Below are 12,970 nucleotides of genomic sequence, written 5' to 3'. Positions count from 1 at the left end.
AACAGCTTCGCGTCAAAGATACATTTTTTTTAATTTTAGATAAATAAAAAAGGGTTGCCAAATTTTTGTACAACCCTTTTTTATTATAGTAACTCTATTCCTTAGTTCCCATGTCTTTTTTCGATATCCTCAATCGCTTTTTTATTCATTGTATCCACTAAAACTGGTGTTGCAATGAATAACGAAGAATAAGTTCCGATAATAATACCAATCAACATAGCGAAGATAAATCCTCTGATTGATTCTCCACCAAAGATGAACATGATTAATAATACCATAATCATCGTTAACGAGGTATTCAACGTTCTAGATAAAGTAGTATTGATAGAGGCATTAACCACATCTTTAAAATTACCTTTTCTATTACCTGCTAAGAACTCTCTAATTCTGTCAAATACAATTACGGTATCATTCATAGAATATCCAATTACCGTCAGAATTGCTGCAATAAAGTGCTGATCCATTTCCATGTGGAACGGCATGTATTTGTATAAAAGAGAATATACTCCTAATACAAAAATTACGTCGTGCACAACCGCAGCTAAAGCTCCAAGTGAATATTGCCATTTACGGAACGATATCACAAGATACAACCCAACTACTAACATAGCCCCAATTACAGCCCAGAAAGAGTTTGTCTTAATATCTGCAGATATTGCTGCTCCAACTTTAGAGGATTGTAAAACTCCAACTTTTTTACCATCATAAGAATTGATAAACTTTTCATAAGTTACATCCGCTCCATAATATTTTTTTAAGCTACTGTATAACTTTTCATTTACTTCTTTATCAACATCAACACCTTCTTCTTTAATTTTGTATTTTGTAGTCAATTTTAATTGATCGTCACTTCCAAATACTTTGGCTTCAACGGTTGTGCCGAAAGCAGCCGATAATTCTTCTGAAACTTTAGTAGACTCTACTGGTTTTTCAAATTTTACTTGGAATGTTCTTCCTCCCACAAAATCAACACCTTCATCCAATCCATTAAAATAGAAAGAAATACAACTCACGATTACCACTAAAGAAGAAAATAAATAAGACCATTTTTTAATTCCGATGAAATCAAAATGGAAACCTGTAAACCAGTTCTTTGTCAAGTTGGTACTAAACGTCAATTTTCTGTTGTGCGCGATGTCTTTATCGATGAAAATTCTAGCAATAAATATAGAAGTAAACAACGAAGTGAAAATACCAATCAATAAGGTTAAAGCAAAACCTTGAATTAATCCTGTTCCGAATACAAATAATATGGTTCCCGTTAATACGTGAGTAACGTTAGCATCAATAATAGAACGCATCGCACCTTTCCATCCGTATGAAGTTACAACAGCATCCGCCAAAGTTTTACCATCACGTAACTCCTCTTTTGCCCTTTCATAAATAATGATGTTTGCATCTACCGCAGTTCCTAATGTTAACACGATTCCGGCAATACCTGGTAATGTTAGTACAAAACCAAAACTTGCCATTATTCCAAATAAGAAAAGTAAATTTAAAATCAAAGCAGCATTAGCATACCAACCTGCTCTTCCGTAATAGAAAACCATCCAGAAACAAACCAATAAGAAACCTACGATAGAAGATATTAAACCTGCGTGAATTGCAATTTCTCCCAATGATGGTCCAACTACTTCTGATTGAATAATTTCAGCACTAGCCGGCAATTTACCCGCTCTTAAAACGTTCGCTAAATCTTTAGTTTCAGCTACATCAAAGCTTCCTGTAATTTCAGAACGTCCACCAGAAATGGGTCCCGAAGAAACACCTGGAGCCGAATACACCACATCATCTAACGCAATAGCGATACACGTTTTTTGAGTGAATGCTCTTCCGGTCATTTCTTCCCAAACTCTTGATCCTTGACCATTCATTTGCATAGAAACTGCTGGTTTACCCATTTGGTCAAACGTATCTCTGGCATCTACAATAACGCCGCCGCTCATCGGAGCGATATCATCTCTGTTCCCTTTTAATACATATAAATCAACTGTTTCCGATTCTTTTTTAGTTTTTTCGTCTACATTTACCACGGGTTTACCCCATACAAATTTTGCAAAACGTTTGTCAGCTGGTAATAAGTTACGAATTTCTGGCCTTTTTAAATAACCATTAATTGTAGCTGTATCCTTTGGCTCAGCTGCAGCTATAATTGGCCCAGCATTACGAATCATTAACTTGTCTATCAAAGGATTATTTCCTTTTTTAGTAGCCGTTTCTTCTTTGTCTTTATCCGTCAATAACTTAGTGATGGAATCGGTAGGTTTTTCAGCTTCAACTTTTACATCTGGTTTGATTGAAGCTTTTAACGAATTATTAGCAGCTTCTAAAAAAGGCAAGAATTCTTGCGAATTGTAGGCTTCCCAAAATTCCAATTCCGCTTTGCTCGATACTAATTTTTTAATACGATCTACATCTTTCGCGCCTGGCAATTCGATTAAGATTCTGCCGGTTTGCCCTAGTTTAGCAATATTAGGTTGTGTTACACCAAACTTATCAATACGACTTCTTAGTACTTCAAATGCCGATTCTACTGATTCATCAATTTTTTTAATCAAGACTTTTTTCACTTGATCATCAGTCATATTAAAGTCGATTTGACCTTGTAAATTTCGGTTCGCAAAAATATCTGGAGAAGCTAACTTTGTAGTTCCTTTATTCGCTTCAAAGGCTTCAAAAAACGCATCCAAATACGATTGATTTCCTCTCTGATTTCTCGTTGCATCTTCTAGAGACTTATTGAAAGCTGGGTTTTTAGAAAAATTAGATAATTGTTTCAATACATCTTTTACCGATATTTGAAGAATTACGTTGATACCCCCTTCAAGATCAAGCCCTTTGTTAATTTGCTTGTCTTTTACTTCATTGTAGGTAAAAAAGTCAAGGAAGACTTTTTGTTTCCCAATAGAGTCAAGATATTTAACTTCCTTTTGAGGATTTCCTTTTGCGAAAGCTTTAGCATCATCTTTTATCTGGTTCGCTTTAAATGTGAATGAAAGCTGGTAGATACTTACCAAGGCAAATAGTATTGCGAAAAATTTAACGAGTCCTTTATTCTGCATTATTACTAAAAATTAATTAATTCTTTGTTTTACTATTATAGGTTTTAAAAAGCAAAAAACTCTTAAAATACAAGGGTTTAGAATACAATCCTTTGTATTTACAAGGTTTCTTCTTTTTTTGAAACGTGCAAATATAGAAATAAATATCTTTGTTAGATATTTAATAATTAACAAAAAAGATAATTATCGTTTATTACGTCTTTTTTAGGTATTTTTGTAATGTTCGTTCAAAATTAAAATCAATGAGTGTAGCCGATAGTTACACAAGGAAATACTAAAGAAGTATTAAAAATAATTAAGCGATAAATACGATGAAACTCGATAAGAAAAACTTCAGAACTAACTATTTGTATTACTTATTTACACTTATTTTATTCAATTGTAGTACTCTTTTCGCTCAGTGCTGGTTGCAAATAGCTTCTGCTTCCTATAACCAAGGTTTTTATAGTGCTGGCATTCAAGTAGATGGTACCCTATGGTGCTGGGGACAAAATAATTTTGGACAACTAGGCGATGGCACCACTACCGATAAACTGGTGCCAACCCAAGTAGGAACTGATACCGATTGGGCTACGGTAGCGCTGGGTATTAACTCTACCTATGCTATTAAACAAAACGGAACACTTTGGGCTTGGGGTAGTAATAGCGATGGTCAACTGGGTGATGGCACAAACACAGGGCGTTTACTACCAGCACAAGTATTGCCAGGCACAACTTGGCTACGAATTTCTGCAGGCGAACAATTTATGATTGCTCAAAAAAGCGATGGTACCCTTTGGTCGTGTGGTAATGATGATTTAGATCAATTAGGAAGAGGTACTTTACCGGGAGATACAAGAATATTACTCCAAATCAGCTCAGCTACTGATTGGTCAGCAATAAAATGCCAGTTAGCCCACACCCTTTTAGAAAAACCCAATCAAACGGTTTGGGGTTTTGGACATGGAGATCTAGGTAAACTAGCTACAGGTACTAACGGGGGATATTCTGTTCCTAGCCAACTACTCCCTGGCACTGGCTGGGTGCAAGCCACACCTGGTTCACAAAGTTCTTTTTTTAAAAATTCTAACGGCACCATTTGGGGCTGTGGTCAAAATGGCAATGGCAATCTCGGTATTGGTAACAATACACTGGGTATTTATACACTAACTCAAATAGGCACTGCTACCGACTGGCGCAGTGTAGAACCCAGCTCAGTGCATACCATGGCATTAAGAAACAATGGCTCGTTGTGGGCTGCAGGATTTAATACTACAGGGCAACTGGGTATCGGCACGCTTACCAACACCAATGTTTTTGTGCAAGTGGGTACTGCCACCAACTGGGCAAAAGTGCGGTGTGGCCGCCAGCATACCCTAGCCCTAGACAGCAATGGTACGTTGTGGGCATGGGGTTTAAATAGTTCTGGGCAACTGGGTGATGGCACCACGGTAAACAAGAGCGTACCCACCCAAATAGGAACGGTGTGCACTTTGAGTGTGAACGAGGTTGAGAAAAAAGTGATGCAGTTGTTAACTAATCCTGTTGAAAACCAAGTGCAACTGTCGTTTGCCTATGATGGTGTAAAACAAGTTACAATCTATAACACTCAAGGTCAGGCAGTACGCACCCAAACCGTGAGCCAAGATTTTACAAGTTTTGACGTATCGGGGTTTGCGGCTGGGGTATATTTTATACAATGTATTTCGGATATGGGCAATCAAACGGTGAAGATGGTGAAAAAATAAACTATTAAAAATAGTATTTTTTATTGGTTTTGTCTGGTCCTGAAATAGGTTTACACTAAAGTATAAAAATATGAAAAGATACTCAAAAACATCTTCATCATAGTGACAATCTAGATATTCAGAATAATTGAAACATTTTTTGTTTCTAATATTAGTGGACAAATTGTTTTCCAATACTGGTGGAGAAACTTTCTACCAATATTGGCGGAGAAAAAAAAGATGCACGGTTTTGGTTTTGATTACCGTGCATCTTTATCTTGATCATGCACGATGATTGTTTTGTTCACAGTGTATGATTTTTTTTTTACCAAACATAGCAAGATATTCTAGTTGAAGTATATCCAGTAGTATTGTCAATTGCAACATTTGCAGCAACAATAGTAAAAGTATAAGCAAAAAAAAAGATTACACGCAGTAGCACAATCTTTTTTATAAAAATCAATAAAAATAGTTCTTATCCCAAATGAGATTTCAAATCATTATTCATATTACGAACGGCATCCGCACTTTTGGCAAAAGCCGCTTTTTCAGTATCGTTTAATGAAATGGTAACAATTTCTTCAAGACCTTTTTTACCTATGATACAAGGAACGCCAATACAAATATCGGTTTGTCCATATTCGCCTTCTAAAAATACCGAACACGCAATCATTTTCTTTTGGTCATTCAAAATACTATCTACTAAATACGCCACCGATGCACCTGGAGCATACCAAGCTGATGTTCCTAAAAGTCCGGTTAAAGTAGCTCCACCAACCATAGTATCGGCAGCCACTTTATCTAATTGTTCTTGAGATAAAAACTCAGAAACTGGAATTCCGTTATAAGAAGCCAAACGTGTCAAAGGAATCATAGTAGTATCACCATGACCACCAATAACCATAGCCGAAACATCATTGGCAGGTTTGCCTAAAGCTTTAGACAAATAATACCTAAAACGAGAACTGTCCAAAGCACCACCCATTCCGATGATTCTATTCTTTGGCAATCCCAAAGACTTAAATGCTAAATACGTCATCGTATCCATAGGATTAGACACAATCACAAACGTTGCCTTGGGCGAATGTTGCAATAAGTTTTCTGCCACCGATTTTACAATTCCAGCATTAATCCCAATCAATTCCTCACGAGTCATTCCTGGTTTTCTTGGAATACCCGAAGTAATTACGACAACTTCGCTATTAGCCGTTTTTGAATAATCATTGGTCACTCCAGTGATTTGGGTATTAAATCCAGTATTGGTCGCACATTGCATCAAATCCATGGCTTTACCTTCGGCAAAACCTTCTTTAATGTCTAATATCACTACTTCACTCGCAATTCCTCTATAAGAGATAACATCTGCGCAAGAAGCTCCAACGTTTCCTGCTCCTACTATTGTAACTTTCATTTTTATACTATTTTTTGTTTATGGTTTATGGTTTGTCGTTTGTGGTTACTAAAAACTATTAACCACAAGCTAAAAACTTTTTTACGCGTCAATTTTAGCATAGACAGCATTCTTCTCGATAAATTCTCTACGTGGTGGCACTTCATCGCCCATCAGCATTGAGAACACTCTATCGGCTTCAGCAAGACTATTAAACATAACTTTTATTTTTATGTCTTTCTGACTTTTTGTTTTGTCACTATATTACTTAATTTCTTACTTTTGGTTTTTGATCTAATTTCTTCCATTAGCTTTCTAAAATCAGCAAGTTCATTTTCATTCCAAGGTTCTGACTTTGTAGATAAGTCGATGTTTTTAGGTTCTTTAATTATTGCCATAATTTTATGTTTTAAAATAGTTTGCTATTAGTTTCATTGCCGCTTTAGTATCTATAAACATTCTTTGACCTCTAAAATAAGTGGCGCCCAATGTTACCTGATAATGCTTTATTAAAGATGTTTTTGCGTCGAATGCAACAAAACCATCATAACCATTTTCGACTGAAACTTTACAAGCATAAGCAACTAAATTGGCAGGAACGCCCAAATATACTTTCCCTTTTCCTTTGTTAAACTTTGAACTTTCAATCAAATGCATAAAAATGTGATCCTTTTTATCTTCTATACTAACTAGACCTTGAATAATTGTGTCATTATTTACAGTAGTAAGTTTATAAACTGCTTTAGATTTATCCTTTAGCTCATTAATCCACTCAAATTGCCAATCCTCTTTCACTATTTGATTTCTGTCAGTTTCATGCAAAAGTACAATTTCAGTATCAAAAACTTCACCTGTTGCAATGTTTTCAATTGAGTTAGTCAATTTATCTACTTCAAAATCAAGACCTTTTTCTTTATCCTTTTTCACCTTCTACATCTATAACATATTAATAAATCTTACAAACGTCGATTGCTATAATCTACTCGGTTTATTTAACTATTGCATATAAAAGCTACAACTTAAGTTTACGCATCAATATTGGCATACACCGCATTCTTCTCGATGAATTCTCTACGTGGTGGCACTTCATCGCCCATCAACATAGAGAACACTCTATCCGCTTCGGCAAGACTATCAATGGTAACTTGACGCAATGTTCTGAAATTTGGATCCATTGTAGTTTCCCACAATTGCTCCGCGTTCATCTCTCCAAGACCTTTATAACGTTGAATCGCTGCGCTTCCGCCCATCTTTTCGTTAGCGATATCGCGTTGATCATCGTTCCATGCGTATTCTTTTTTGTTTCCTTTTTTCACTAAATACAAAGGTGGTGCTGCAATATAAACGTGTCCACCTTCGATTAATTCTTTCATAAAACGGAAGAAGAAGGTTAATATTAAGGTAGAAATATGACTCCCATCAACATCGGCATCACACATAATGATTACTTTATGATAACGCAGTTTTTCTAAGTTTAACGCTTTAGAATCTTCTTCAGTTCCAATCGTAACACCAAGAGCCGTGAAAATATTTCGAATCTCTTCGTTTTCAAAAACTTTGTGATGCATCGCTTTTTCCACATTCAAAATTTTACCTCTTAAAGGCAAAATCGCTTGAAAATTTCGATCACGACCTTGTTTTGCGGTTCCACCCGCCGAATCTCCCTCAACTAAGTAAACCTCGCATTTTGCTGGATCTTGTTCCGAACAGTCAGACAGTTTTCCTGGTAAACCACCACCACCTAAGACGGTTTTACGTTGCACCATTTCACGTGCTTTCTTAGCAGCATGACGAGCTTGAGCAGCCAGAATTACTTTTTGTACAATAATCTTAGCATCATTTGGATTTTCTTCCAGATAATTCTCTAACATTTCAGCTACCGCTTGGGATACTGGTGAAACTACTTCTCTATTTCCTAATTTGGTTTTGGTTTGCCCTTCAAACTGTGGCTCTTGAACTTTTACCGAAATAATAGCGGTTAATCCCTCACGGAAATCGTCTCCTGTGATTTCAAATTTTAATTTATCCAATAAACCCGAAGAGTCAGCATACTTTTTCAACGTACGCGTTAATCCCATACGGAAACCTTGCAAATGCGTTCCACCTTCGTGTGTATTGATATTGTTTACATAGGAAAAAATATTTTCTGAGTAACTCGTGTTATAAACCAAAGCCACCTCAACAGGAACTTCTCCTTTTTCGTGCTCCATGCTAATTACATGCGAAATAATGGATTCACGACCTTTATCCAAAAAGCGAACGAATTCTTTTAATCCTTCTTTTGAATGGAAAACTTCTGAAGCAAATTCGCCTTTATCATCTACATCTCTTCTATCCGTAAGTGTAATGGTAATTCCTTTATTCAAAAAAGACAATTCACGCATACGACCCGCAATGGTATCATAAGAATATTCAATTGTCTGAGTAAATATGGTTCTGTCGGGATGAAAAGTAACCATGGTGCCACGTTTGGTAGTTTCACCAATTTGTTTCACAGGATACATTGCCTTTCCTTTTTCGTATTCTTGCTCGTAAACTTTTCCGTCTCTATAAACAGTAGCTCTTAAATTATCCGACAAGGCATTTACACAAGATACTCCAACACCATGCAAACCTCCAGAAACTTTATACGAATCTTTATCAAATTTACCTCCAGCACCAATTTTGGTCATTACAACCTCAAGTGCCGAAACACCTTCTTTTTTATGCATATCAACTGGAATACCTCTACCGTTATCTTCAACGGTAATTGAATTGTCTTCATTAATTATTACACCAATAGTGTCGCAATGTCCAGCTAATGCCTCATCGATAGAGTTGTCAACTACTTCATAAACCAAGTGGTGCAAACCTCTAACTCCGGTATCTCCAATGTACATGGAAGGACGCATCCTTACATGCTCCATTCCCTCTAATGCCTGAATACTATCGGCTGAATAACTGTTCTTTTTAATCTCGTCGCTCATATTATTTTAGGGTAAAAAATCTATTTTTTGTCTAACACGCAAATATAACAAAACACATAGGATTTCCTATTCCAAATCGAGTTTAAAACCTTTAAGTTATTAACAAAAAAGTGTCGATTACAATGTCAAAAATCAATGTCAAAAATCAATGTCAATGACAATTTCAACTAAGAACAATTAAAAAGGATAGAAAAAACAAATTTTCAAAACAAACAATTTCATGTAGTCCTGAAAATTTGATAAGGAATAACTTTAGCTAAAAAATTTATTGATTAACTATTGACATTGATTTTTGAAATTGAATTTGATTTTTGAAATTGAATTTGATTTTTGAAATTGATATTGATTTTTGAAATTGATATTGTTATTTCACATAAGCATCATCATGCACATTGGCTACTGCTCTACCTGATGGATCGTTCATGTTTTTAAACGCTTCATCCCACTCTAAAGCAATTTTAGTACTACATGCTACACTTGCTTCCTGAGGAACGCTCAAAGCAGCTGCATCACTTGGAAAGTGCTCGTGAAAAATAGAGCGATAATAGTACTCTTCTTTAGATATTGGCGTTTGTATTGGAAACTTGTATTTAGCATTGGCTAATTGTTCATCCGAAACCGCTTCGGCTACCACTTCTTTCAACGTATCAATCCAACTATACCCTACACCATCACTAAACTGTTCTTTTTGTCTCCAGGCCACACTTTCGGGAAGCATGTCCTCAAATGCTTTACGAAGCACCCATTTTTCCATAGGATGCTCGGCATTAATCATCTTGTCTTGTGGATTAATTCGCATAGCAACATCCATAAATTCTTTATCTAAAAACGGCACACGTCCTTCAATTCCCCATGCGGCTAAACTTTTATTAGCACGCAAGCAATCGTACATGTGTAATTTGCTTAATTTACGAACCGTTTCTTCATGAAATTCTCGAGCATTTGGCGCTTTATGGAAATACAAATAACCACCAAATAACTCATCCGAACCTTCGCCAGATAACACCATTTTGATACCCATTGATTTGATAACACGTGCCATCAAATACATTGGAGTCGACGCTCTAATAGTGGTGACATCATAGGTTTCTATATTGTAAATCACATCGCGAACGGCGTCTAATCCTTCCTGAATTGTGAATTTGATTTCGTGGTGAATGGTTCCCAAATGATTAGCTACCTTTTGGGCTGCAGCCAAATCGGGCGATCCTTCAAGACCCACAGCAAAAGAGTGTAATTGCGGATACCAGGCATCTACAGTATCACCAGATTCAATTCGTTTTTGCGCATATTTTTTTGCAATTGCTGAAGTAATCGAAGAATCTAATCCACCTGAAAGCAACACACCATAAGGCACGTCACTCATCAATTGACGGTGAACAGCAGCTTCTAAAGCAGTTTTTATTTCTTGAATGCTTGTGGCATTCTCTTTCACGGCATCAAATTCGGTCCATTCTCTTTTGTACCATTGCACAAATTCGCCGTCTTTGCTTGACATATAATGTCCAGGAGGAAACAATTGTATTTTGGTACAATAGCCTTCCAACGCTTTTAATTCGGATGCCACGTAAAAAGTCCCGTTTTGATCCCAACCAATGTAAAGCGGAATAATTCCCATGTGATCTCGAGCAATGAAATATTCGTCTTTGGCAACATCATAAATCGCAAATCCAAAAATACCGTTCATTTCATCTAAAAAATGAACGCCTTTTTCTTTGTATAAGGCCAAAATAACTTCGCAGTCGCTTTCGGTTTGAAATTGGTATTTCCCTTCAAATTGTTTGCGTAATGATCTATGATTGTAGATTTCGCCGTTGGCAGCCAAGACTAGTTTCCCGTCCTGACTGAACAAGGGTTGTTTACCAGAAGCTGGGTCAACAATAGCCAAGCGTTCGTGAGCCATAATGGCTTTATCATTACTGAAAATTCCACTCCAATCGGGTCCGCGATGACGAATGATTTTGGCCATTTCCAAAACTTTTGGTCTTAACGTTTCTGCTTTTTGTTTTAAATCAAAAGCGCATACAATTCCGCACATATTTTTTTAGTATATTTTCCCTTCGACTGCGCTCAGGGTGACATTAATTTAATAGGGCAAAGATGGAATAATAGTTATAAATTAAAAATATAATCACTAAATTAATTATAATTTATAACTAAAAAATAAAATAATATTAATTTATGAAATTTAAAAAATAGGAAAACAAAGTTTTGAGTTAGAAAGTGTAAAAAAGGCTATCCGAAGACAGCCCTTTACTATTTTAATTTAAAACTATTTTAGAAGCAACATAATCGGGTAATTTGGAAATTGAAATTTTGAGTCTTTCTATATTTTGTTTTTGCTGAAATTCATTTGGCAGGTAATTGTTGTAATTCCTGAATAAGAAGTAAATCAGTAATCTATTGTAGATATCCAAGTCGTTATCTTCAATCATTGCCAAAGATTTATTTTCAAAGTCAATTTGATTCTTGCTTTCTGACAAAGCTCTTCCCAAACGACTTATGCTTCCGTAATAATGATTTTCAGCTGCGTTATTTACCCTTAAAGAAATTCCAAAAAGCAAATCGAGCACATTGATATTCAAATCTTCTATTTCTCTAATGTAAGTGCTTCTTCCTTGTTGCGCCCAACCACCGTCACTAACCCTGTCAAAGCGATCATTCATAATGTTAAGATGAGATTGCAAAAAGATTTCCCATTTCGTAGTTTCAGCAGAAAGCAAAGCAATATTCAAGGCATGTATTCGCGGGCTATCGTCCATACTGCAACCACCAACAACCCTTCTATTTCTTTTCAACTCGAGCTCGGCATCCTTTGAAATATATAATCCAACATATTCTTCAAACTGATCATCAGAAGACTTATTTTCTTTAGATTCAGTATAAGCTTCCATTAGTTTGGTCATAAAACTTGAATCATTATTCTTTAGTGAGTCTATACGGCTAAGTCGTTTCTCTTGCCAAGCATTCATTTTATCCTGAAAAACTTCGAATTCTTTTTCAATAATAACCCTTTTTCTGTTACTTTCTTCTCTTTTCTTTTTACTCAATTTTTTATTGGGTTTATCAAAATCGATAGTATCCATACCTATCAAAACATCAAACTTCTCGGGCTCAAATTCTGGTCGCTTCAATACCTGATCAACATATTGAATAAATACTCTGGCTTTTGTTAATGTATCACTATAATAACGAACACCAGAATTTTTAGCTTTATTAGTAAATACTGTAGCAGTTGTATCAATTAAACAATCAGAATATTGAATTAAACGGGAATATTTCTTAGGCAATTCAAGCGATTCGAAAGGTTTTAAAATATAGTAAGCTTGAATATCTTCATCAGAATATTTAGTTTTTTCATTATAATTATAAATCCAATTGCCATGAATTACCTCAGATTCGTTTTTATTTTCAAATGAAAGACTGAAGTTACTGTTTTCAGATAATTCCATATTGAAAAATTCCAGTTCGTTTTCATCGCGGTAATTTTTATAAGTAGTGGCGATTAGAACTAATTTTTCAACAACTTTGGCCTTAGGATATTTTTTAACGAATTCATCAAAACTGATATTCATATCAATATCTGCTTTAGCTTCCTTTACTTGCTTTACTTCTAATGAAATGTGATGCGCAATTGTCTGTCGATTTGAATAAAATTTTTTATTCACATCACAAACCTTAAACTTCAAATTGAGGGAATCTACAATGTGCTTTAACTTGCCCATCGCAACATCGGAATAAATTAATCCGTTATCATACTGTTTAAACTCAGGATTCTGTGCTTTTATCTGGCCAACAACCAGCATAAAAACGAGGATTAGATTGGTTTTCATAATATACTATTTT

Annotated in this window: 8 protein-coding genes and 1 pseudogene; 1 reads left to right on the top strand and 8 read right to left on the bottom strand. The window is 35.6% G+C overall.

Annotated elements, in window-relative coordinates; genetic code table 11:
• Nucleotides 1–101 precede the first annotated feature (101 nt).
• Nucleotides 102–3,062 carry a protein translocase subunit SecDF gene (secDF, locus tag ACIQ2L_RS09965; RefSeq protein ID WP_396158317.1) on the bottom strand — a complete coding sequence of 987 codons (2,961 nt, stop codon included), beginning with the start codon at nt 3,060–3,062 and terminating at the stop codon, nt 102–104.
• 311 nt (nt 3,063–3,373) lie between these two features.
• Here secDF and ACIQ2L_RS09960 point away from each other — a divergent pair, with 311 nt between their 5' ends.
• Nucleotides 3,374–4,789 (top strand): T9SS type A sorting domain-containing protein, encoded by a 1,416-nt coding sequence (locus ACIQ2L_RS09960; protein ID WP_396158315.1) that lies wholly within the window; start codon nt 3,374–3,376, stop codon nt 4,787–4,789.
• A 454-nt stretch (nt 4,790–5,243) separates the two neighbouring features.
• On the opposite strand, the gene ACIQ2L_RS09955 is transcribed toward ACIQ2L_RS09960, so the two are convergent.
• From ACIQ2L_RS09955 to ACIQ2L_RS09925, 7 genes and pseudogenes are all read right to left on the bottom strand, one after another.
• Nucleotides 5,244–6,179 (bottom strand): malate dehydrogenase, encoded by a 936-nt coding sequence (locus tag ACIQ2L_RS09955; protein ID WP_396158313.1) that lies wholly within the window; start codon nt 6,177–6,179, stop codon nt 5,244–5,246.
• A gap of 81 nt (nt 6,180–6,260) precedes the next feature.
• Nucleotides 6,261–6,383: pseudogene (locus tag ACIQ2L_RS09950) on the bottom strand (hypothetical protein); the annotation flags it as partial.
• Between the two features lie 5 nt (nt 6,384–6,388).
• Complete coding sequence (locus tag ACIQ2L_RS09945) at nt 6,389–6,556, bottom strand: hypothetical protein (protein ID WP_396158311.1); 168 nt, start codon at nt 6,554–6,556, stop codon at nt 6,389–6,391.
• A gap of 4 nt (nt 6,557–6,560) precedes the next feature.
• Entirely contained in the window at nt 6,561–7,085 is a 525-nt protein-coding gene (locus tag ACIQ2L_RS09940; protein ID WP_396158309.1) for a hypothetical protein, read from the bottom strand.
• Between the two features lie 98 nt (nt 7,086–7,183).
• Nucleotides 7,184–9,124, bottom strand: coding sequence for a DNA topoisomerase (ATP-hydrolyzing) subunit B (gene gyrB / locus ACIQ2L_RS09935; protein ID WP_396158307.1), 1,941 nt, complete (start codon nt 9,122–9,124; stop codon nt 7,184–7,186).
• 364 nt (nt 9,125–9,488) lie between these two features.
• Nucleotides 9,489–11,162, bottom strand: a complete 1,674-nt coding sequence (asnB, locus tag ACIQ2L_RS09930; protein WP_396158305.1) for an asparagine synthase B — start codon at nt 11,160–11,162, stop codon at nt 9,489–9,491.
• 223 nt (nt 11,163–11,385) lie between these two features.
• Nucleotides 11,386–12,957 (bottom strand): hypothetical protein, encoded by a 1,572-nt coding sequence (locus ACIQ2L_RS09925; RefSeq protein ID WP_396158303.1) that lies wholly within the window; start codon nt 12,955–12,957, stop codon nt 11,386–11,388.
• Nucleotides 12,958–12,970: the final 13 nt, after the last annotated feature.

Source organism: Flavobacterium sp., from assembly GCF_044369455.1.
In the GTDB taxonomy this organism is placed as follows: Bacteria; Bacteroidota; Bacteroidia; order Flavobacteriales; family Flavobacteriaceae; genus Flavobacterium.
Note: the sequence above shows the minus strand (reverse complement) of the source record. Positions and strands in the feature narration are given on the sequence as shown.